This window comes from Bacillus sp. PK3-067 (assembly GCF_056738645.1).
Window position 1 is genome coordinate 1,759,892 of record NZ_CP096490.1, and the last position, 23,875, is coordinate 1,783,766.

Consider the following 23,875-nt stretch of genomic DNA (forward strand, 5'->3'; position numbering starts at 1 on the left):
AGGAGGTATAACTATGAACATTAACAATTTGATTGTTAAAAATATGGATAACCCCCATGAGTTGGAGAAGATGTATAGAAAAGATCCGAAAGCTTTTAAAAAAGCATTCTCACAAGCATGGGACCAAAACCCTGATTCTCAAGTTCTAGGTGCTTGGTATGAAAGGTTGCATTTCAAGGAGAAAGTAAATAAAGAAAAAACATCTTTGTTTCAAAAAGGTTTCTTATTCATGGGCCTTTTAGCTATTCTGGCCGGCATAAGCACCAGGATCATTTTCCACTTTGTTGAGCAGGAAGCAATTGCTCCAATTAACTTGGCTTTTGGTGTAATTCCCTTTATTGCTGCTTATTTTGTTTACAATAATACTCCGAAAAAAAGTATTATTTATTCCCTTGCAGCGTTGTTCCTAATTTCCGGGTATTATCTTAATACGCTGCCAGTAAATTATAAAGACAGTACCATACTTGCGTATTTACATCTTCCTATATTTTTATGGGTCTTAGTAGGGCTTGCATTTACAGGAAATGAATATTCAAAAGGCAGTACAAGATTAGCCTATATTAAATTTAATTTAGAATATTGTCTTCTCTACGGGAGCATGGCAGTGAGCGGAATGATACTTGCGGTATTCACCATGCGTTTATTTAGCTTTGTTGACTTAGATATAGGAGAATTCTATTTTAGTAATGTTGTTTTATTTGGAGCAGCGGCTCTCGCTATTGTGACTGCATACTTAGTATCAATGAATCTTAAGCTTGCTAAAAATATTACACCATATATATCTAAAATTTTTAGTCCTCTCGTCCTGATTACCTTGCTTATCTATCTTATAACGGTAATTTGGGTCGGGAAAAATCCATTCTTGGATCGCAATTTCCTAATGGCCTTCAACGGAATACTGCTTGGCGTATTGGCTGTTACTATATTTTCTATCGTTGAGAGTGACTCGGACGAGAAAAAGAACATTTCAGATTATATAAATTTTTCCTTAATTGTTCTGGCGCTTATTATTGACACTGTCGCATTGTCAGCCATAGTATTCAGACTTTCTTCTTACGGGATTACACCTAATAGACTTGCTGTTTTAGGAGTAAACATACTGATTTGGGCAAATCTCATTTGGATTATGTTTGCCTATATGCGTTTCTTGCAAAATAAATCAGGACTAAAAGCTATCCAAGATGCCGTTACGAAGTATTTGCCAATATACGGACTTTGGGCAGCTTTCGTTATATTTACGTTTCCTATCATTTTTAATTAGAAAGGATCTGTTAATGCGGGAGTGGTGAGGGCTAATAATCATTGGGGGATGAACAAAACCCCCAATGATTAAAGTTTCACTTTATTACAATTGGTATTATTACGTTTGTAGTTTCGGTAATTTCATTTGTATTGATAAATAAGAAGCAAGTGTTGTATGTAATCTTTCCATAATAAAAACCGTCCCCAAATGGGACGGTTTTTATTATGCGTATTGCCGTTTTTTCTTAATAAGCAACAAAACTTGTGAAACAAAAGCTAGTACCGGTAACTCAATCAACGGTCCAATAATGAGTGCAAGTGCGATAAGAGGCTCGTCTGGAAAAGCTGTTACAGCGATAGCGAGTGCAACAGGTGAGTTTCTTGCTAACGTTGTTAAGCTTAGACTTACTGTATCTTTGTAAGATAAATGCATCATGCGCCCGATAAATTGTCCTAGTAAGAAATTAATGATGAAGAACAATAGAACAGGAACGAGTAATAATAAAACGATATTCATATTTTGCAGTAAATATTTACCTTGTGATGCAAACATCGCTACTATTGCTAAACTTAAAAATACAATTTGAGCAGAGCTGAAAAACGGAATGAGTTTATTCTCGAGAGTTTCAGCTTTTTTCATTTTATTCATAATGAATTTTGTAGCGTGTGCAAGTATAAATGGTAAGACGATTACGATAACAATACTTTCTACTAAAACAGAAACCGCTACAGTTTTCATGACACCAGCAAATAAAAATAAATAAATGGGAAGGAGCAGTACTTGCAAAATTAAATTTACAGGTAAAATTGCAGTAGAAAGTGCTACATTACCTTTCGCTATTTCAGTAAAGATTAAGTACCAATCTGTACATGGAGTAACCATTAACATTATAAATCCAACCCAAAGTGCTGGATGATCGGAAAGAAATAGTGCTCCTAACCCCCAAGCGAGTAAAGGTGTCCATAAGAAGTTAATAGTAAGACTTGTTCCAGCAAATTTTAAATTGTGAAATCCGTTTTTTATTTCTTTTAATGGGATGCTGAGGAATAATCCATATAGCATGAAAAATAAGAAGGGAACAATAAATTTGTCTGAATACATATGTATGAAATTAAATTGTCCGAGTACGATGCCGCATGTAACAGCAAAAAGAATAATAAAAGTTTGGATCTTTTCTATAGTGCTCATGAATAAATCCTTTCTAAATATGAATTTTCCTCTCTAATTTTATTATACAAGTAATAAAGTCGTATTTGGTGTTCAATTGTATTTTAGTAAATGTTTTTAATTTGAGATTTATTTTTTTATTAAAAGTTACTTAACTAAAGTAAGTGACTATATTACAATCACTTACATAAGGTAATTAAATAACAAAAAGTTTTTTGTATCTTTACTTAAGGTATCTATTGGAACTTTTTCTTAGAATAAGAATTTTTATGATGATGAATAATGAATATGAAAAGAAAGATTAGGTGAAGAAAATGGGACTATTTAGCTCATTATTTGGTAAAAAAGAAGAAAATACGAATGTAGAGGGGAATAAAAAAATGTCAAAAGTATTATTTGTAAAAGCAAACGATCGTCCAGCGGAGCAAGCAGTTAGTTCAAAAATGTATGAAACATTTGTAAGTACTTATAAAGAAGCAAATCCAAATACAGAAATTACGGAATTAGATTTATTTGCATTAGATCTTCCTTATTACGGAAATATCGCGATTTCAGGTGGATATAAACGTAGCCAAGGCATGGAGTTAACTGCTGAAGAAGAGAAGGCAGTTGCTACAGTAGATCAATATTTAAATCAGTTTTTAGAAGCTGATAAGGTTGTATTTGCATTCCCATTATGGAACTTTACAGTACCAGCGCCATTAATCACATATATTTCATACTTATCTCAAGCTGGAAAAACGTTTAAATATACAGCAAATGGCCCAGAAGGTTTAGTTGGTGGTAAAAAAGTAGTTGTGTTAGGTGCTCGTGGTTCAGATTACTCTTCAGAGCAAATGGCTCCTATGGAAATGGCAGTTAATTACGTAACAACGGTACTTGGATTCTGGGGAATTACAAATCCAGAGACAGTTGTAATTGAAGGACACAATCAATATCCAGATCGTTCACAACAAATTGTTGAAGAAGGTCTAGAAAACGTTAAAAAAGTAGCAGCAAAATTTTAATTCATGATAGTAAATGGAAAAACCAACATGGATGACCATGTTGGTTTTTTAGTCTATTTTTCATGTTAAAAAATGTATATTTATAAAATAAAAGAAAAGTTCGAAAATAGTATTGCAAAATATTATATAGCAAATTATAATGAGTTCAAGAATAGTTGATACTTAAATTAAATATTCAGAAAATTCAATTAGTTAAAATTGGAAAATGAGATAAGGAAACTTGAATGGGGGTTATATTATGGCGAATAAAGTACCATTTTCGTTCATAGTAGTTATTGGATTAATGTTATTTGCACTATTTTTTGGAGCGGGAAATTTAATTTTCCCAGCGATGCTTGGTCAATCAGCAGGAGAGAATGTATGGATTGCTAACGCTGGATTTTTAGTAACTGGTGTTGGATTACCATTACTAGGTGTGCTAGCATTTGGTTTTTCAGGTAAAGATGATTTGCAGTCGTTAGCTAGTCGTGCTCACCCAGTGTTTGGGATTGTGTTTACAACAGTTTTATACTTAGCGATTGGTCCGTTATTTGCAATACCGAGAACAGGAAATGTTTCTTATGAAATTGGTCTTAAACCGTTTATGCCAGAAGGAGTAGGTTCTACACCTTTAATTCTTTTCACAATTATATTCTTTAGTATCACTTGTTTTTTTTCGCTAAATCCCGCGAAAATTGTCGATATTGTTGGAAAAATCTTAACACCAATTAAGTTGACTTTCATCGGTATTTTAGTAATCGTTGCTTTTATACATCCGATTGGAGATATGCAAGCACCAGTGGAAGCTTATACATCACATGCATTCTTTAAAGGATTCCAAGAAGGATACTTAACGATGGATACGCTTGCATCATTCGTATTCGGGATTATCATTATCAATGCTATTAAAGAAAAAGGTGCGAAAACGAAAACACAAATTATGGTCGTTTGTGCAAAAGCGACAATTATTGCAGCATCTATTTTAGCAATTATCTATACAGCACTTTCTTATATGGGTGCTTCAAGTGTTGCAAAGCTTGGACATTTAGAGAACGGCGGAGAAGTATTAGCGAAAGTTTCTAACTACTATTTCGGATCATATGGCGGAGTATTATTAGGATTAATGATTACAGTAGCTTGTTTAACAACTAGTGTGGGACTTGTATCAGCATGTTCTTCATTCTTCCATAAGTTATTCCCAAATGTTCCTTACAAAGCAATTGCAATCACGCTATGTGTATTTAGTGCAATTGTTGCAAATGTAGGATTAACACAGTTAATCGCAGTTTCTGTTCCAGTATTAACAGCAATTTATCCACTAGCAATCGTATTGATTTTCTTAACATTCTTCCATTCATTATTCAAAGGAAGAGCTGAAGTTTATCAAGTGAGCTTAATCGTAACATTTATCATCAGCTTATTCGATGGATTAAGTGCAGCTGGAGTTAACATTGAAGTAGTAAGCCAAGTGTTCACTAAATTCCTTCCGATGCAGGAAGTAGGATTAGGCTGGATCTTCCCAGCGATTATCGGTGGATTTATCGGATATGGACTTAGCATTTTAAAAGTGAAAAACCAAGTTCAACCAGCAACTAGAGCGGATAAGAAAATAGGTTAAATAAAAAAAGTTATAGAACTTGTTTCTATAGCTTTTTTTGTTACTATTAATAATGAGAAAAAATAAAGTAGTAGGGGAAATAAAATGAAAAAAACAATTGATCATATCGGAATCGCAGTTCGTGATATAGATAGTACGATACGTTTTTATGAAAATGTGTTACTAGGAACTTTAATAGATCGTTACGTAAGTGAAGCTCCTGGTGTGGAAAGCGAAGTAGCCATTCTTGAAGTGGATGGAGATAGAATTGAATTACTTGCACCGACGAATAATACGACATCTCCAATTGCCCGTTTTATTAAACAAAAAGGTAAAGGTGTTCATCACGTTGCGTATCGTGTCGATGATTTAGATGTGGCTCTAGAAGAGTTAAAAGAACAAGGTATTCGGACATTAGAGCATACACTACGCATTAATAAGCACGGTAGAAGGTTAATTTATCTTAACCCAGCGGATACTGAAGGAACGATTATCGAGTATTGTGATTATCCGGAAGAGAAATAGAAGAGGGATATTTTTTTAAAGGTGTTACGTAATAACGTAATAACGTAATACCTTTTTATTTATGTATTTCACATTTTCTTCACAAATGATTCACGATAACTTTTCTTCTTTGATAACTTACATAAATATATTTTATGATATAATAACAATCGGCTTTAAAAATGTAAGTTGTATCTATCATGATAGTTACTATTATATTGGAAGTTTAGAGGTGGAAGAGAAATAAAGAGTTATACTTTCTAGAAGTTTATATTTAATCAGGTTAATATTTTGCCCAGGATCAAACTTTGGAAGTTAAAGTAATGAAAATAGAGCAATGAGGAAGAAAGAAGTGAAATGAGTGTGAAAGTAATGAAAAGGTTAGGGACATTGTTATTACTTGTGTGTGTGCTTATCATATTGATCCCGCAAAGTGCATCTGCTCATGCGTACGTTGTGAAATCAAACCCTACTGAAAATGAAACATTGAAGAAAGCACCATCTGTTGTAAAAATCGAATTCGATGAGGACATACAAGTTTCACGTTTTAATACATTGTACGTGAGAGATACATCAGGTAAAAGGGTCGATTTAAAAGATGCTCATATTGATAAAAAAAATAAAAAACTATTAGAAGCCGGATTAAAAGAAAACCTCAAAAATGGTCTCTACTCTATTCAGTGGAAAGCTATTTCAGCTGATGGACATCCAATTCAAGGGGTTATTCCATTCCGTATTGGATTAGCGGAAGCGGAAACAGACGATGTACAAGTGGAAGAGATGGGGTATGTTCCGCAAATTGATATGATCATGGAACGTGGAATTTTATATACAAGTTTCTCACTATTTATAGGAGTGCTATTCTTTAATCTTATTATGTATAAAGGGAATGCAACCTCGGTTCGATCAAGGAGTAAGAACATAATATGGATTTCCTTATTAGGGATATTTACTAGCTTGTTATTCAATCTACCACTGCAAGCGAAAATAAATGCTGATGTTTCATGGCTAGAAGCATTCAATCCTTTACTATTAAAAGAAACGTTACAGCTTTCTGTTTTTAGTTATGTTTGGATTACTCAAATGGTTCTCATTAGTTCGCTTATAATCGTTACGTATTTTGCGATGGGGCGTGAGAAGCTATCGTCTTTTAAAGTATGGAGTATTCCAATAGTGCTGTTTATTGGAATACTTGTTATGAAAGCATTTAATAGTCACGCATATGGTTTAAAGTTTAAAGATATTGCTGTTGTTATGGATTTTTTACATTTATTCGCAGCTTCATTATGGATTGGTGGTTTATCGTCTATTATTCTTCTGTTACGTAAAGAGGATAACAAATGGAATATGTATTGGGATATGATTAAGCGTTTTTCACCGTGGGCAACATGCGCTGTCATTGTGATTTTAATAACAGGTCTTTTTAACAGTACATTTTTTATTCCAACAATCCACTCGTTATTTGATACGAAGTATGGATTAGCTTTACTAGCAAAGATACTTTTATTCGTTTTCATGGGGATATTGGGAATTATTCATTATGTGAAAGGGAAAATGAGAGCGGAGCAAGGATTAGGTGCTACGGTGAAAGTAGAGTTTATCATTGGAATTATCATTTTCGTCATCGTAGCTTTTATGACAAACGTACAAACACCACCGATGCCTCCTACTGGACCTTTTACAGAGAGTAAACAATTAGATAATGGATATGAAATGACGCTAAATGTAAGTCCTAATAGAGTAGGACAAAATATATTCCATATTACTTTAAAGGATGAGAACGGACAACCCGTTACTGATATGGAACAAATTATATTAACGACTCAATCGTTAGATATGAATATGGGAAAAGGATCATTTAAAGTTTCGGCAGTTTCACCGGGAGAATATGAAGCAGAAGGTATGTATATTAACATGACAGGAAACTGGAATATACAAGTACATGGATTAACGAAATCGCTTGATAGCTTCGATACGGATTATAAATTTATTGTAGGTGGCAGATAAAGTGAAACTTTAAGCAGCCCTCATCAATTGGGCTACCCGGCGAATAGCGGGATAAAGAGTAGGTATAGATAAAAAGGAGCTAATTGAAAATGGAACGTATAAAAAAATTAGGAACAACAATGATCGCAACAGCAATTACAATGGGAATGTTTTCGTTACCTGTTAGTGCGCACGTTACTGTGAAGCCAGCAACTTCTGACATCGGTTCTTGGGAGACTTACACGATAAAAGTACCAGTTGAAAAGAATATAGCAACAACAAAAGTTACACTGAAAATACCGTCTGGTGTGGAATTCCAACAGTATGAACCAGTGCCAGGGTGGAAAATGGAAGAGCAGAAAGATAATGCCGGAAAAGTGAAAACTGTAGTATGGGAAGCAATAGGAGAAGGGATTTTACCCGGTCAGTTCCAGCGATTTACTTTCGTCGCTAAAAATCCGGATAAAGAACAAAAAATAGCTTGGGATGCATATCAACAATATAAAGACGGAGAAATTGTTGAATGGACAGGCGATGAGAAAGCTGAAAAACCGCATTCACTTACTACAATTGCAAAAGGTACGTCATTAACAGGAGAACATGGTGAAGTATCTAATGTAGAAAAGAATGAAGGTACTAGTAATATGCAGTTGATAGCAATTGTTTTATCTATTTTGGCAATTGTATCTTCGGTAGGTGCGTGTGTTTTTGTAGTGCGTCGTAAAAAATAAGATATAAAAAAGAGCCTACAAATAGTAGGCTCTTTCTCATATTTATTTCACTTCAACCTGCTGCCTTACAGCAAGTGTTTTCGGCTTTATATTTACAAAACAAATGCTCACAACAATAAATAATAGGCCAATAAATAAGCTCATTGTAATGGCTTCATGTAAGAAGATTGAACTTACAATAATAGCGATAAGGGGAATAAGGAATGTATAAGCCCCTACTTTACTCGCTTCACCAGCTCCAACGAGTGTGAAGTATGCAAGCCACCCCATTGCAATAACAAAGAATGAAATAAAGAGTAGTACACTAACAAATGGCATACTCCAAGCAATACTAGACCAACTTTCAAATTCTGAGCCAAATCCGATTAAACAAAGACCACCGATAAGAAGCTGAATTGTTACCATCCAAATGGCATTCACACGGTGACCAGTCTTCTTAATGAATACTGTGCCAAGTGCCCAGCCAATAGCGCATCCTAACGCGAGAAGGATTCCAATAACAGAAATATGTCCTGTTAAACTGCTTGAGCTAATAACACCTACACCAATAAATCCGAGAACAAGCCCGAAAATTTTCAAGCCGTACATTGATTCTTCAAGCCATATCCACGAGAAAATACCGAGTAAAACTGGTTGTAGAAATACAATGGCGGAAAATAACCCAGCAGGCATATATTGAAGACCAACAGTTTGTAACCCGTAAAATATAATGATGTTAAGTAAAGAAGAAATAACGTATAAATGCCACGTTTCTTTTAAATGTAATTCTTTATATTTGGGTAGAGCGAAAAGGAGTAAAATGAATCCTCCAATTAAAGTTCGAACGCCTGCAAATAAAACGGGTGGTGTATAATGCAGGGCAAACTTAGATAAAGGCCAATTGATTCCCCACATGAAAACGAGAAAGGTAAGGATTATGGCCGTCTTAGTTCGAGAAAGCTGTGTCACGGTAAGACCTCCTTGTTGTTATTCATTTCACTATGATATGATATCGAATGTAATAAATAAAATGAATCTTTTTTATAAGGAGTATAAGTGATTAGTTATGACTATTACACAACTGCAAGTATTAATAAAAACTATTGAGTTAGGTAGTTTTACGAAGGCTGCCAGGGTGTTAAATATGACGCAGCCAGCTGTAAGTCATGCCATTTCAAGTATTGAGTCAGAGTTAGGAGTTACGATTCTTATACGTGATAAACGACAAGGATTACTCGTTACGGATGTAGGAAACAGAATTCTTGTACATATTAGAGAGATTTTGAACGGTGTAGAGAAGATTGAACAAGAAGTTGCGATGGAGAAAGGACACGAAGTGGGGACGATTCGAATTGGGAGTTTTCCGAGTGCTTCTGCACATTTCTTACCGAAAATGATAAACCATTTTAAGGAGAAGTATCCGAGCTTAGAGGTCGTTCTTTGTGAAGGAACAATTAAAGAAGTTGAAGATTGGTTAATATCGAGGGTTGTTGATATAGGAATTGTTATTTTGCCTAATAAAGAGATGGAGATTGTCCCGTTAACGAAGGGAAAAATGGTTGCTATCTTAAGAGAGGATCATCCTCTTTGTAAGAAGGACTCTATTACAATTCGTGATTTGGAGAATGAACCGATCATATTATGTAAGGGCGGATACGAACCACCCATCATTGATATGTTTAAACAAGCCAACGTACCACTTCGGGCTGAGTATGTAATTTCTACCGTTACTACAGCTTTAAATATGATTCAAGAAGGATTAGGCATTGCAATATTAGCTGAATTATCTTTAACGAATTTACCACAGAATGTGCAAACGAGAGAATTGGAACCGCAAGTATGGAGAGAAATTGCTTTAGCTGTTCCTTCATTAAAGGATTCTTCAATCGCTGTACAGCTATTTATTGAAGAATTTCAAGCGCTATTTGCAGAATAAAAAGGGGTGTCTCATATATCATAATGGGGCACTTTTTAATTTACTTATAAAAAATCTATGAAAAGGATTGACTTATTTTTCAGTTGTAACTATAATGATTACATCGAGGTGGTGATTACGATGAAAATTAGTAGCCGCTTTTCCATAGCTGTTCATATTTTATCTATTTTAAAAAACAATCCATCTTCACTTTGTACTTCAGACTATATGGCTGAGAGTGTCAATACAAATCCAGTAGTCATTCGTAAAATCATGTCGTACTTGAAACAAGCTGGCTTTGTTTACGTAAATCGTGGACCGGGTGGCGCGGGATTACTAAAGGATTTACATGAAATCACATTGTTAGATGTGTATCATGCAGTGAACGTAGTCGAAGAAGACAAGCTATTTCATATTCACGAGCAACCGAATCCAGATTGTCCAATTGGGGCGAATATTCAAGCGGTGTTAGAAATTATTTTAATTCAAGCACAATCCGCGATGGAAGAAGTTTTGAGAAATATTACGATGGGGCAGTTGTTTGAAACTTTGCAAGAAAAAATGAATGCTTAAATAATATTTATATTTTTTTATCATTAATGTAACTGATTTGATTACAACGATAAGGTAAGGTGTAAAAGTTATGACTGTAAAAATGAAAGTATACTCAGATTTTATATGTCCGTTTTGTTTTTTAGCAAAAGGTCCATTAGATGAGGTAGCGAAAGAGAAAGATGTAGAGATTGAATGGATGCCATTTGAATTACGTCCAAGTCCATATTCAAAAATAGATCCATGGAATGAACCAGAAAAATTAGGTTCATGGGATGCTTTCATTCTTCCGACAGCGAAGAAGTTAGGAATTGATATGCGCTTGCCACGTGTTTCACCACATCCATATACACATTTAGCTTTCGAAGGATGTCAATTTGCGAAAGAACGTGGACTAGGTAATGAGTATCATCACCGCGTATTCACAGCATTTTTCCAAGAAGAGCAAAACATTGAAGATATTGATGTGTTAACAAAATTAGCGGTAGAAGTAGGACTTCCTGAGGCGGAATTTAAAGATGCTTTAGTAACTCGTAAATATAAAGAAAAGCATCAAGAAGCAATTCAACACGCATATGATGAAGCGAATATTATGGCTGTTCCAACTGTCATGATTGGAGATGAAGTCATTCAAGGGCTTGCTAGTAAAGAAACACTAGAAAGGGTCATTGATAAAGAAATTGAAAAGGATAAAACAAATTCATTTGAAGGTATGCAATGTAATACCGATGGATATTGCTAATTCGCTTGTTATGAAATAACAAAATAAATTATAAAACAAACATTTGGAGGAATTAAAATGTCAGCAACTACAACAAACTTAAAAGAAGCAATCGTGAACCGCCGTTCAATTCGTAAAGTAACAAAAAACGATGCAATTACGAAAGAAAGAATTGAAGAAGTGTTAAAAACAGCTTTACACGCACCAACATCTTTCAATATGCAAAGTGGTCGTATGGTTGTATTAATGGATGGAGAGCATGAAAAGTTTTGGGATATCGTTAAAGAAACACTAAGAGCACGCGTACCAGCAGAAAACTTTGAAGCGACTGTAGAAAGACTAAAAGGCTTCCATGCAGGTGTAGGAACAGTTCTATTCTTTGAAGATCAAGCAACTGTAGAAAAAATGCAAGAAAATGCCCCATTATACAAAGATCAGTTTCCATTCTGGTCTCATCAAGGAAATGCGATGTTACAACATACTGTGTGGATGCTATTATCTGCTGAAGGAATTGGGGCGTCATTACAACATTACAACCCAATCGTAGATGCTGAAGTGAAAGAAACTTGGAACATTCCGGCAGAGTGGAGCTTAGTAGGTCAAATGCCATTTGGTGAACCAAACGAACAACCAGCAGAAAGAACGTTCTTGCCTACTGAAGATGTAGTGAAATTTTATTAAGAAATACAATATGTAACGAGAAGGAAGCTGTGCTTAAAAACAGCTTCCTTTTTTGTAGTGGTGTTAATTTATGCGCATTTAGGGAAGAAATATAAGAAATAATACGGTGAGAAGGGAATTAGAAAAATGAATGATGAGAAAAAATATACAGTGGTAGGTACTGATGTTGAGGAAGTAAAGCGTTTAAATAAAAATTCAGGATTAACGTATAATCAAGTGAAAGAAATGTTAGCAAAGCAAATGCAAAAAAAGAAGTAATTAGATTGAAATCTTTCATTTTTTCATTTAGCATTTTGATTGGAGAGAGTTAAGTAAAAGGTAACTCTCTTTTTTGTATAGCTAAGCATCTTATAGAGTGGAGGAAGCAACATGAAGAAATGGGTAAAGGTAACGCTGTCTATCACTGGAGGCATTGTCTTATTAGCGTGTGCCGGCGGATATTACGTGTATAAAAATTATTTTCCAAAGGAACCTGAGCGTATTGTATATGATAAAGAAAGAGTGCTACAACCGATACATAATCAGCTTAAAGGAATCAATATAGAAAATGTAAAGATAAAAGAAAGAGAAGTCGTAAATGCGACTGTAGATGAGCTTCAAAAAATGATTGATGATGGAAAGTTGTCATATGAAGAATTAACGAGTATTTATCTCTTTAGAATACAAGAACATGATCAAAATGGAATAACATTAAATTCTGTTACAGAGATAAATCCTAATGCGATGGAAGAAGCAAGAAAGTTAGATCAAGAGCGGGGTAGAAACAAAAATTCGAATTTATATGGTATTCCTGTCGTTGTAAAAGATAATGTACAGACGGAAAAAGTGATGCCGACTAGTGCAGGAACTTATGTATTAAAAGATTGGATTGCAGATCAAGACGCAACAATTGTGAAGCAGTTGAAAGAAGAAGGAGCATTTGTTTTAGGAAAAGCGAATATGTCTGAGTGGGCGAACTATTTATCTTTTACAATGCCAAGCGGGTATAGCGGGAAGAAAGGACAAAATTTAAACCCGTACGGTCCGATTACATTCGATACTTCAGGATCAAGTTCAGGATCTGCTACAGTAGTTGCAGCAGATTTTGCGCCGCTTGCAATTGGAACAGAAACGACGGGATCGATTGTTGCACCAGCGGCGCAGCAATCAGTAGTTGGGTTACGTCCATCTTTAGGTATGGTAAGTAGAACAGGAATTATTCCATTAGCTGAAACTCTTGATACAGCAGGACCTATGGCAAGAACAGTAAAAGATGTAGCAACGTTATTTAATGCAATGATAGGTTATGACGAAAAAGATGTTATGACAGAAAAAATGAAAGATAAAGAAAGAATTGATTATACAAAGGATTTATCAATAGATGGATTAAAAGGGAAAAAGATAGGGCTTCTTTTTTCTGTAGACCAACAAGATGAAAATAGAAAAGTAGTAGTAGAAAAAATTAGAAAAGACCTTCAAGATGCAGGTGCGATATTAACTGATAATATCCAGTTAAGTGCTGAGGGTGTAGATAATTTGCAAACATTAGAATATGAGTTCAAGCATAATGTAAACGACTATCTTTCACAGCAAAAGAATGTACCGGTAAAATCGTTAGAAGAGATTATAGCGTTTAATAAAAAGGATAGTAAAAGACGAATAAAATACGGACAAACATTAATTGAAGGGTCTGAAAAATCTGCTATAACGAAAGAAGAGTTTGAAAACGTAGTGCAAACGAGTCAAGAAAATGCAAGAAAAGAGCTAGATAGGTATTTAGTAGAAAAAGGTTTGGATGCTCTAGTTATGATTAATAACGATGAAGTCCTTCTATCAGCTGTAGCTGGTTATCCGGAATTAGCGGTTCCTGCTGGATATGATAAAAATGGAGAACCAATCGGTGTAGTGTTTGTAGGGAAACAGTTTGGTGAAAAAGAGCTTTTCAATATTGGATATGCGTATGAACAGCAGTCTAAAAATAGAAAATCACCTAGTTTATAAAAGATTATATGAAAAATAACTGCCACCGAAATTATGTTGGTGGATTCCAGTTAAACGAATCTAACAATATGAAAAGAAAAAAAGGATTCTTCTCAATTAGTAAGAAAGATTGTCTATAGGAGTTCATAAAATGTAATATATTCAATTTCCATCCATTGAAGGGGGAGGTTAATTCTTAATGAATGAAGTAAAGAGTTTTTTTCGAAGTAGAGGGTTTCAACGGTTTCTCGTTTTAATAATAGTAGCGCTTGTATTATACGCATTAAAAAGTATGATTAATTTAATATTAATTACGTTTATACTGACGTTTTTAATGGATCGATTTCAACGTTTTATTTCAAGAAAATTGAAAGTAAACCGGAAAATTGTTATTGCATGTTTATATATAATACTAGTTTCCTTTATAGGCACAACATTATATAAATATTTACCTGTGCTGACGATACAAATTTCACAATTAATTTATCAATTTAAACTGTTTTTTCAAAATCCACCTGATAATGAAATCGTTAAATATGCACTTTCGACAATTAGTGGGATGGAAGTATCAAAATATATAGAACAAGGTGTAGACGTCATATATCAATCAATAGCAAATATAGGAAAGGTAAGTTTACAAATATTATTATCTCTAATTTTAAGCTTATTTTTCTTATTAGAAAAAGAGCGTATTATTACATTTACATCAAAGTTTAAAGATAGTAAGTTAAAAATCTTTTATGGAGAAATTGCATATTTTGGTGAAAGATTTGCAAGATCGTTCGGCAAAGTAATTGAGGCTCAGTTTTTAATTGCCGTTGTAAATTGTATTCTTACTGTCATTGCATTAATCGTTTTAGGATTTCCACAGCTACTTGTATTAGCTGTTATGATTTTCTTACTAGGGTTGATTCCTGTTGCAGGTGTGATTATTTCTTTGTTTCCACTTTGTATCATTGCTTACAACGTAGGCGGAGTTATGTACGTAGTATACATACTCGTATTCATAACAGTAATCCATGCTCTTGAAAGTTATTTTTTAAATCCGAAGTTTATGTCTGCAAAAACAAATTTACCAATATTCTACACATTTATGATTCTTATCTTCTCAGAGCATTTCCTTGGAATATGGGGGCTTATTATCGGGATACCAATCTTTATCTTTTTATTAGATGTACTTGATATAAATAATGAGGATGCGACTAAAAAATAAGAAATGATAGAAAATCACTAAAAAGTCATAGGAGATAATGAAAATAAAAAGCAATCCAAAATAAATTGGATTGCTTTTTATCTTAATTAAAGAACCGGAGCCATTGTTTCTTTCAATACTTGAACAGAGTGGTCGAATTTTAATTCTTCATCTTCACTTAATTCAACCTCTAAAATTTCACGAACACCGCCGCGATTTAAAACAGCAGGTACCCCGATATAAACATCTTTTTGACCGTATTGACCTTCTAAGTAAGCTGATACAGTTAATACACTATTTTCGTCGTTTAAAATTGCTTTTGTAACACGTAGAAGTGACATACCGATACCATAATAAGTTGCGCCTTTACGCTCAATAATATGGTAAGCTGCATCACGGACGTTTATGAAAATTTTGTCTAAATCTTCTTGATTATACGTGTTGTCTTTTTCAAGCAGTGTTTGTAGTTTTTGGATACCAACGGAAACATGGCTCCAAACTGGAAGTTCAGTATCGCCGTGTTCTCCGATAATATAAGCGTGAATGTTGTGTGGACCAATATCGAAGTACTCACCTAACATATAGCGGAAACGAGCAGAATCAAGCGTTGTACCAGAACCGATTACACGTTCTTTCGGTAAACCAGATTCTTTCCAAGTTACGTAAGTTAAAATATCTACAGGGTTTGTTGCGATTAAGAAGATGCCATCAAATCCGCTATCCATAATACTGCGAACGATTTGTTTGAAGATTTTAGCGTTTTTCTCAACTAAATCTAAACGTGTTTCGCCTGGTTTTTGTGGTAATCCAGCTGTAATAACTACAAGGTCAGCATCTTTACAATCTTCGTAGCTGCCTTTCCATACTCTAGTTGGAGCTGGTGCGAATGGAACAGCATGACTTAAGTCCATTGCTTCCCCTTCAGCTTTTGCCTCATTTACATCGACTAAAACAAATTCTTCAGCTACAGCCTGGTTAATCATGCAGTAAGCATAACTACATCCAACTGCTCCTGTTCCTACTAATACAACACGGTTAATACCTTTTTTCATTTCAAAATTCCTCGCAATTTCATTGATTTTATTATGTAAGATAATACGTCTTACTTCTATAGAGTCATATCTAGTTTATTACATTTTATAAAAGATATTCAAGTATTTGAAAATGTATCCGTGCAAATCCGCGAACAAAACATAGGAATTCAGTGAACCGAATATAATTCAGTAAAATCCTTTGTAAAAGGGGAAATGGCATGGGGAATCCATTAGCAATGGAAGAAATGCTTCATATTATTCATGCAGGGCTTGTTAAAAAGAATAACCCAAAACGGATTACGATTGCAGGTGCAGGGATTTCTGGATTAGTTGCAGGTTCTTTATTAAAAGAGGCTGGGCACGAAGTAACGATTATAGAAGCAAATAACAGAATAGGTGGCAGAGTGTATACGATTCGGGAACCATTTAGTGTGGGTTTATATTTTAATGCGGGACCGATGAGAATCCCTGACACCCATAAGTTAACCTTAGCGTATATTCATAAATTTAAACTACCTTTAAACCTTTTTATAAATAAAACTTTTGCAGATATCATTTATACGAATAACATTCAAACGAGATTGAATGTGTTTGAAAATGATCCAAGTGTACTTGAATATCCGGTTTTGGATAAAGAAAGAGGAAAAACGGCAGAAGAGCTAATGATTGAAGTATTAGAACCAATACTAAATTACATTAAGAAGGATCCTGATAAAAACTGGCTTATCGTTGAAAAAAAGTATAAAACGTATTCGCTTGGTTCATTTTTAATGGAGTATTATTCAGATGGTGCGATAGATATGATTGGGGTACTTCTTGATATGGAAGCTTATATGGGAATGTCCTTAATTGAAGTATTACGTGAAATGATTTTCTTTACTTCAACAACGAAATATTATGAAATAACTGGTGGAATGGATAAGTTATCGAATGCATTCTTACCACAATTAAGGGAACATATTTTAATGCCGTATAAGGTTGATAAAATTATACAAGAAGATAATAAAGTAATGTTACAAGGAAATCATGAACAAACGTTAGAGCAATTTACAATAACAAGTGATTTTGCTATTATTACAATTCCATTTTCAGCGTTAAGATTTGTAGAAGTTCAGCCATACTATTTATTCTCTTATTTTAAAAAAAGAGCAATTCGTGAATTAAATTATATTGCTGCAACTAAAATTGCAATAGAGTTTAAAAGTAGATTTTGGGAGAAAGCGGGACAGTGTGGCGGTAAATCTATTACTGATTTACCGATACGGTTTACATACTATCCGAGTTATGGCATTCATACTCCAGGACCAGCTATCGTTATAGCAAGTTATACGTGGGCAGATGAGGCGTTAACATGGGATAGTCTCCCGCAAAGAGATCGTATTCGGTACGCATTAAAAAATTTAGCGGAAATATACGGTGACATCGTCTATAGTGAGTTTGTCACTGGAACATCTTTTAGCTGGAGTAAAAATCCGTATTCTTGCGGTGCATTTACAGCTTTCGAACCAGGCCAAGAGCTCGAGTTATTTCCGTATATTACACCACCATCTGGAAAAGTACATTTTGCAGGAGAGCATACGACATTAACACATGGATGGATGCAAGGGGCAATTGAGTCTGGAGTTAGAGTTGCATATGAAGTAAATGAACAGTGAATCTCTTATATTTACAAATGGTCATTCTTTTAATAAAATGATAAATATAAATCGTAATTATTACGCTTTGAATACATTTGAAGTAAAGAAATGGATGGTCGGTTGAATGAATAAAGTGGAGATTCATATATTAGGTGGTTTTTTAGGTAGTGGAAAATCAACATTATTACAAAATTTATTGTTAGCAGAGAAAAAGAAGAATAGAAAAGTTGCAGTATTAATGAATGAAATTGGTGAATACTCAGTAGATACAGATATTATTGGAAAAGAGAATGTTTTAAGAGAACTTCTTAAAGGATGTATTTGTTGTACGTTAAAAGAAGAGCTTGAAATACAATTACATTCGTTATACCAACAAGAAAGACCAGATGTAATTTATATAGAAACGACAGGTGTTGCGCATCCAATTGAAGTGTTAGACGCGTGTGTCTCGCCAATTTTAGCTCCTTTTCTGGAAGTGAAATCAATTGTAGTCGTTTTAGATGCAGTAAGGTGGTTAAATCGAAGTATATTAAGTGCAAATGTACAACAGCTATTGCATGAGCAACTGAAATTTGGTAGTCACATTCTTGTTAATAAAGCAGATTTACTAACAGATGCAGATAAGAATACAGTATTTGAAGAAGTAAAGGCAATAAATGATCATGCGAAAATGTATGAGACAAAGTATTGTAATATATCTTTAAAAGATATAGAAGAAGCAGAATTTCCAAATGATGAGGAACACGAGACACTACATGTCAAACAGCATTTACATATACAAACAATGACATATCAATTTACGAAACCGATTGATCAAGACAAATTATATGAATGGCTTTCGAATTTACCAGATAGTATTTATCGAGTGAAAGGTTTTGTGAAATTCCATGGAGATAAATACCCTCACCTATTCCAATATTCGTTCGGAGTACCAACTTTATTAGAACAAGACTTCGGTTTCCCGACAAACTTAGTAGTAATAGGAGAAGGACTAGATAAGAAACAATTGGCTGAAGGGTTAGAGAAAGTAGAACTTAACTCTAATTAAGGGGAAAAGACTAACTTAAAAATAAGTTAGTCTTTTTGTATGGTCATTACTGAAATGAAACAGTATTTTCAATTGGATTGCAGAATATATATTGATTGTATGTCCGTTTCCATTACATAGGAAGGTGATTATATATTTGTGCCGAATGTAGAGGGTACTACAAGAGTTTTCCATTATCTATCGAATTAGTTAGTCATGATTACGGACAGGGGATTTTGGCGTGTTTGATTCTATCAGAAAGTAAAGTATGGGGAGGATCACAATGTCGATGAAAAAACGTAAGTGGCTAAAAACAATGTTTACTGGCTGTGTTTTAGGTTCGTTATTAATAACGGCAGCTTGTTCAGGAAAGAAAACAAGTACAGAGGATGAAAAAACGATTAAGGTAGGAGTTCTTGCTTCTTTAACAGGACCGCTAGAATCGTATGGAAAACAAACAGTGAACGGATTTGAATTAGGGTTAGATTATGCAACTGGTGGAACTGGGAAAGTAGATGGGAAAAAGATTAAGTTTGTTGTAGAAGATACAGAAACGAAAGCGGATGTAGCAGTTAAAAAAGCTACGAAGTTATTAGAAGAAGAGAAAGTTGATTTTTTAGTTGGATCGTCTAGTTCAAGTGATACGTTAGCGGTTTTACCACTGGCTGAAGAATATGAAAAGATTATGGTTGTAGAACCGGCAGTTGCGGATAGTATTACCGGGAAGAACTGGAATAAATATATTTTTAGAACTGGAAGAAGTTCCTCACAAGATGCGATTGCAGGAGCAGCAGCAATTGCGAAAAAAGATGTAAAGATTGCAACATTTGCCCCAGATAACGCTTTTGGTCGTGAAGGGATTGCTGCATTTAAAGCGGGTGCGAAAAAATTAGGTGCGAACATTGTGAATGAGCAATACGCGGATACAAATTCAACAGATTTTACAGCGAATATTCAAAATATCATTAGTTCAAAACCAGATTATTTATTTATCGTTTGGGCAGGGGCAAATTCACCTTGGAAACAGTTGAAAGATATGAATGTGGAAGCGCAAGGTATTAAAATTTCTACAGGTGCGCCAGATATACCAGCATTAAAAACAATGGATGCATTAGTAGGTATGCAAGGTTTTTCTGTATATTATCACACACTTCCAAAAAATAAAGTGAATGATTGGCTAGTTGAAGAGCATAAAAAACGTTTTAATGGTGCAGTGCCAGATTTGTTTACAGCAGGAGGAATGTCAGCAGCAATTTCTATTGTAGAAGCCTTAAAGAAAACAAAAGGTGATACAGATGTAGATACCTTGATTAAGAAAATGGAAGGAATGGAATTTGATACACCGAAAGGAAAGATGAAGTTTAGAGAGAAGGACCACCAAGCGATGCAGACACTGTATTCTATCACATTGAAAAAGCAAGACGGTGTTGATTATCCGGTGCCAGTGTTAGAGCGAGAATTAACGATGAAAGAAACAGAACCACCAGTTCAAAATAAATAGACTGAATTTTCTGTTGTTTTTGTATAAAGAGGGGGGACCCTCTTTATACATATTTCTTTCATACTCACGGCTTTAAAGGGAGGGATTTCGTGACACATTTGCTAGAGACGAAAAATCTTAGTGTATCTTTTGGTGAACATCAAGTTATTAAAGATGTAAATTTAACTGTCCAAAAAGGAAAGCTCATTTCTATTATTGGGCCAAATGGTGCGGGGAAGACAACGTTATTTAATTTACTAAGTGGACAGATTTCACCCACAACAGGTGAAGTGTATTTTAAAGGGCAAGATATTACAAAACTATCGATTTCAGATCGAACACGCTTAGGAATCGGTCGCTCTTTTCAGCTTACAAACATATTCCCAGAATTAACGGTACTTGAAAATGTCCGTTTAAGTGTTCAATCATTCGTACAAGATTACTATAGTTTTTTCCCGAGTTCAGCAAAATTAAAGCAACAAGTTGGAGAGGCGAGACGTTTCTTAAAAACAGTATTACTTCATGAAAAAGAGAACGTATTAGCGAAAGATTTGGCACATGGAGAGAAAAGGAAGCTAGAACTTGCGATGTTATTAGCTTTAAAAACGGATGTGTTATTACTTGATGAGCCGACGGCAGGTATTTCGGTTGAGGAAGTCCCTGCTATATTACAAGTGATTGAAAATATTAAGAAACATCCAGAGAGCACAATTGTACTTATCGAACACAAAATGGATATGATACTAGGTTTGTCAGATCATCTTATCGTTTTATTTCATGGAGAGTTATTGGCTGAAGGATTGCCAGAAGAAATTATGAAAGATGAGCGTGTACAAAGTGCTTATTTAGGGGGATTATATAGTGGCACTATTACAAGTGAATAATATAGAAACGTATTTAGATCAGTTTCATATTTTGCAAGGAGTATCTCTTGCTGTTGAGAAAGGGACGATTACTGTACTGTTTGGTAGAAATGGGGCAGGGAAAACAACGACATTACGTTCAGTGATGGGGTTTCACCGCATTGCAGATGGTGAAATTTATTATGATAGTGCAAAAGTGAGTGGATTACCTACACATTTAATTTCAAGAAAAGGAATAGGGTATGTACCAGAAAATCAAGGTATTTTTCATGATTTGACAGTAGAAGAAACTTTCGCTCTTGCTAGGGGAAAAGGTGAGGAAGTAGAAGGGAAAATAGAGTGGATGCTGGAACTATTTCCGGATTTAAAGCAGTTTTGGAATAAGAAAAGTGGGCTCTTGAGCGGAGGGCAAAAGCAAATGTTGGCTATTTCAAGAGCGTTTATTAATAGTGATGGATTATTACTTATTGATGAACCGAGCAAAGGGCTATCCCCGATAATGGTGGAGAAATTAATGGTAGCTATTTTGAAGATGAAAGAGAAAACAACAGTTTTACTTGTTGAGCAAAATTTTATGATGGCCAGTCAAATTGGCGATTATTTTTACATTATGGATAACGGACGAATTGTTCATAACGGTTTTATGAATGAATTAAAAAAGGATAAGGAAATGTGTCATAAATATTTAGGAATCTCTTAACATGAATCCGAGGTGAAAAGGATGGATGTGTTAATCAATTTATTTGTAAATGGGATTTCAACAGGGATGCTCATTTTTTTGTTAGCATCAGGTCTTTCACTTATTTTCGGTTTAATGAGCGTTTTAAACTTTGCACACGGTGGTTTATTTGCATGGGGAGCATTTACAGGTGTTTGGTTATTTAATGTGACAGGAAGTTATATATTAGCTTTAGTTGGAGCAGTAGCCATGGGAATGTTCCTAGGATTTATTTTAGAAAGGTTTCTTATTAGGCCGGTATATGGAAATCATGTTCGACAGCTGCTCGTTACGCTTGGAGGAATGCTCGTTCTTAGTGAGTGTATTAAAATATTTTGGGGGCCAAACCCTATTAGTGCAAAATTACCGTTATGGTTACAAGGAAGTTTTACATTCGGAGGTATTATATTAATTAAATATCGTCTATTTGTTATTTTGATTGGGATAATTATTTACATTGCACTACTACTATTACTCAAAAAGACGAAGATAGGTCTTATGATCCGTGCAGGTGTAATGGATAAAGAAATGGTTCAAGCGCTTGGTATTAATGTAAAAGCGATATTTTCTTTCGTCTTTTTATTAGGGGCAGGGATGGCAGCTTTGGGAGGATTCTTATTAGCACCGTATTCGGGCGTTATTTTCGCCGAGATGGGCATGCAGTATGCAATTTTAGCTTTTATAGTAGTAATTATCGGTGGATTAGGAAGCGTTCAAGGTTCAGCTATTGCTTCTTTAATTGTCGGGTTAGCTGGTGCTTTTACAGCGTATTTTATACCAGATTTATCACTTGCAATTAATATGTTAATGTTACTATTTTTCTTAATAGTGAAGCCAACTGGACTTGTTGGTGAAAAGGGGTGAAATGGTGAACAACACATCGGACCGAATTAAAGTATACTTCGGAGTATGTATGCTCATTTGTTTAAGTGTATTTCCGTTCGTAAATGATTCACGGAGCCTGTTAATTTTGTTCACTCAAATCTTCATCTTTGCTATTTTTGCAATGAGTTTTGATGTATTACTTGGGTATACAGGAATTGTATCGTTCGGTCATTGTATGTTCTTTGGGATAGGAGCATATGGGGTAGCGCTTTTATTTGATCGACAAGGCGTATCAATAACGAACTTTTTAATTGGAATAGTAGCTGCAATTATCGTTTCAGCAATCGTTAGTTATATAATTGGTTTGCTTTCTTTACGATTGAAAAGTCATTTTTATGCAATGTTAACACTTGCTATTTCACAGTTATTTTTTGTACTTGCTGAAAAATGGCGTGGGCTTACTCACGGAGGAGATGGTTTTACATTTGGTGTACCAGACGTATTCCGTGATCGTTTTACGTTTTATTATGTAACACTTATATGTTTACTTATCATTTTTGTTCTGTTACGTCTTTTCACCAAATCTTCTATTGGAAAAGTATTAAAGGCAATTTCCCAAAATGAGCAACGTGTTGAAGCACTAGGATATAAAGTGCTTCATTATAAAATTATTGCTAGCATTGTTGCAGGAGTAGTAGCTGCGATTAGCGGTGGTTTATTTGTTATCACATTGCGTTTTGTTAATACGACTGTATTTTCAATTGAAATGACATTAAATGCATTATTGATGACGATGATTGGTGGGGTTGGAACGTTAATTGGAGCAATTGCAGGAGCTGGAATTATTGAATCTCTAAAATATTATTTATCAGAACTAGCTACAGAGTATCCGATCTTTGAACGATGGACGATTATTCTTGGTTTATTGTACATTATCGTATTGCTAGTTTTCCCGAAAGGATTAGTTGGCACGGTTAAGGGACTGAAGAATATGAAGCGGAATAAGAAGGAGAAAAGTGCAGAAGTGGAGCAAAATGTGTGAAAAATCAATTGTATAGAATATGAAAATCCCTCTTTT

At 34.6% G+C, this 23,875-nt stretch carries 23 protein-coding genes; 20 read left to right on the forward strand and 3 right to left on the reverse strand.

From position 1 onward, the window contains the following. Positions 1–13 precede the first annotated feature (13 nt). Entirely contained in the window at positions 14–1,261 is a 1,248-nt protein-coding gene (locus tag M1D73_RS09145) for a DUF4153 domain-containing protein (protein ID WP_001024721.1), read from the forward strand. Between the two features lie 204 nt (positions 1,262–1,465). On the opposite strand, the gene M1D73_RS09150 is transcribed toward M1D73_RS09145, so the two are convergent. Further along, positions 1,466–2,431: an arsenic resistance protein gene (locus M1D73_RS09150; RefSeq protein WP_121868387.1), complete on the reverse strand. Its 966-nt coding sequence runs from the start codon at positions 2,429–2,431 to the stop codon at positions 1,466–1,468. A gap of 293 nt (positions 2,432–2,724) precedes the next feature. Here M1D73_RS09150 and M1D73_RS09155 point away from each other — a divergent pair, with 293 nt between their 5' ends. From M1D73_RS09155 to M1D73_RS09175, 5 genes are all read left to right on the forward strand, one after another. After that, entirely contained in the window at positions 2,725–3,417 is a 693-nt protein-coding gene (locus M1D73_RS09155; protein WP_000522528.1) for an FMN-dependent NADH-azoreductase, read from the forward strand. Positions 3,418–3,655: 238 nt separating this feature from the next. Then, the gene (gene brnQ / locus M1D73_RS09160) at positions 3,656–5,014 is read left to right on the forward strand and encodes a branched-chain amino acid transport system II carrier protein (protein WP_001284786.1); all 1,359 of its coding nucleotides are present in this window, start codon (positions 3,656–3,658) and stop codon (positions 5,012–5,014) included. 84 nt (positions 5,015–5,098) lie between these two features. Continuing rightward, on the forward strand, positions 5,099–5,518 hold the full coding sequence (locus M1D73_RS09165; RefSeq protein WP_000750850.1) for a VOC family protein: 420 nt from the start codon (positions 5,099–5,101) through the stop codon (positions 5,516–5,518). 336 nt (positions 5,519–5,854) lie between these two features. Further along, positions 5,855–7,504: a copper resistance CopC/CopD family protein gene (locus tag M1D73_RS09170; RefSeq protein ID WP_033695525.1), complete on the forward strand. Its 1,650-nt coding sequence runs from the start codon at positions 5,855–5,857 to the stop codon at positions 7,502–7,504. 89 nt (positions 7,505–7,593) lie between these two features. Further along, the gene (locus M1D73_RS09175) at positions 7,594–8,214 is read left to right on the forward strand and encodes a YcnI family copper-binding membrane protein (RefSeq protein WP_000439685.1); all 621 of its coding nucleotides are present in this window, start codon (positions 7,594–7,596) and stop codon (positions 8,212–8,214) included. Positions 8,215–8,256: 42 nt separating this feature from the next. Here the strand turns inward: M1D73_RS09175 and M1D73_RS09180 are convergent, their stop codons facing one another. After that, positions 8,257–9,162 carry a DMT family transporter gene (locus tag M1D73_RS09180; RefSeq protein WP_000192812.1) on the reverse strand — a complete coding sequence of 302 codons (906 nt, stop codon included), beginning with the start codon at positions 9,160–9,162 and terminating at the stop codon, positions 8,257–8,259. A 97-nt stretch (positions 9,163–9,259) separates the two neighbouring features. Between M1D73_RS09180 and M1D73_RS09185 the strand changes: the two genes are divergently transcribed. From M1D73_RS09185 to M1D73_RS09215, 7 genes are all read left to right on the forward strand, one after another. After that, positions 9,260–10,129, forward strand: a complete 870-nt coding sequence (locus M1D73_RS09185; protein ID WP_000156743.1) for a LysR family transcriptional regulator — start codon at positions 9,260–9,262, stop codon at positions 10,127–10,129. A 120-nt stretch (positions 10,130–10,249) separates the two neighbouring features. Next, entirely contained in the window at positions 10,250–10,681 is a 432-nt protein-coding gene (locus tag M1D73_RS09190; RefSeq protein ID WP_000704073.1) for an Rrf2 family transcriptional regulator, read from the forward strand. 70 nt (positions 10,682–10,751) lie between these two features. Then, positions 10,752–11,402, forward strand: coding sequence for a DsbA family oxidoreductase (locus tag M1D73_RS09195; protein ID WP_000216673.1), 651 nt, complete (start codon positions 10,752–10,754; stop codon positions 11,400–11,402). 57 nt (positions 11,403–11,459) lie between these two features. After that, positions 11,460–12,062, forward strand: a complete 603-nt coding sequence (locus M1D73_RS09200) for a nitroreductase family protein (protein ID WP_001277021.1) — start codon at positions 11,460–11,462, stop codon at positions 12,060–12,062. Positions 12,063–12,188: 126 nt separating this feature from the next. After that, a complete protein-coding gene (locus M1D73_RS09205; protein ID WP_000997344.1) occupies positions 12,189–12,320 on the forward strand; it encodes a hypothetical protein in 132 nt (43 codons plus the stop codon). 111 nt (positions 12,321–12,431) lie between these two features. Then, positions 12,432–14,042: an amidase family protein gene (locus tag M1D73_RS09210; RefSeq protein WP_000759479.1), complete on the forward strand. Its 1,611-nt coding sequence runs from the start codon at positions 12,432–12,434 to the stop codon at positions 14,040–14,042. A gap of 178 nt (positions 14,043–14,220) precedes the next feature. Continuing rightward, positions 14,221–15,234, forward strand: coding sequence for an AI-2E family transporter (locus M1D73_RS09215; RefSeq protein WP_121868386.1), 1,014 nt, complete (start codon positions 14,221–14,223; stop codon positions 15,232–15,234). Positions 15,235–15,320: 86 nt separating this feature from the next. Here the strand turns inward: M1D73_RS09215 and M1D73_RS09220 are convergent, their stop codons facing one another. Beyond that, on the reverse strand, positions 15,321–16,265 hold the full coding sequence (locus M1D73_RS09220) for an L-lactate dehydrogenase (protein ID WP_000715321.1): 945 nt from the start codon (positions 16,263–16,265) through the stop codon (positions 15,321–15,323). 200 nt (positions 16,266–16,465) lie between these two features. On the opposite strand from M1D73_RS09220, the gene M1D73_RS09225 reads away from it, so the two are divergent. From M1D73_RS09225 to M1D73_RS09255, 7 genes are all read left to right on the forward strand, one after another. After that, positions 16,466–17,902, forward strand: a complete 1,437-nt coding sequence (locus M1D73_RS09225; RefSeq protein WP_000528002.1) for a flavin monoamine oxidase family protein — start codon at positions 16,466–16,468, stop codon at positions 17,900–17,902. A 106-nt stretch (positions 17,903–18,008) separates the two neighbouring features. Then, the gene (locus M1D73_RS09230; protein WP_121868385.1) at positions 18,009–18,932 is read left to right on the forward strand and encodes a CobW family GTP-binding protein; all 924 of its coding nucleotides are present in this window, start codon (positions 18,009–18,011) and stop codon (positions 18,930–18,932) included. Positions 18,933–19,194: 262 nt separating this feature from the next. Next, entirely contained in the window at positions 19,195–20,412 is a 1,218-nt protein-coding gene (locus M1D73_RS09235) for a substrate-binding domain-containing protein (protein WP_000061996.1), read from the forward strand. A gap of 89 nt (positions 20,413–20,501) precedes the next feature. Further along, complete coding sequence (locus M1D73_RS09240; RefSeq protein ID WP_000149338.1) at positions 20,502–21,275, forward strand: ABC transporter ATP-binding protein; 774 nt, start codon at positions 20,502–20,504, stop codon at positions 21,273–21,275. After that, positions 21,253–21,954, forward strand: coding sequence for an ABC transporter ATP-binding protein (locus M1D73_RS09245; RefSeq protein ID WP_001196696.1), 702 nt, complete (start codon positions 21,253–21,255; stop codon positions 21,952–21,954). Before M1D73_RS09240 ends, M1D73_RS09245 begins: the two co-directional genes overlap by 23 nt. A 21-nt stretch (positions 21,955–21,975) precedes the next feature. Further along, positions 21,976–22,836, forward strand: a complete 861-nt coding sequence (locus M1D73_RS09250; protein WP_000382805.1) for a branched-chain amino acid ABC transporter permease — start codon at positions 21,976–21,978, stop codon at positions 22,834–22,836. 49 nt (positions 22,837–22,885) lie between these two features. After that, entirely contained in the window at positions 22,886–23,839 is a 954-nt protein-coding gene (locus M1D73_RS09255) for a branched-chain amino acid ABC transporter permease (protein ID WP_002040965.1), read from the forward strand. Positions 23,840–23,875 lie beyond the last annotated feature (36 nt).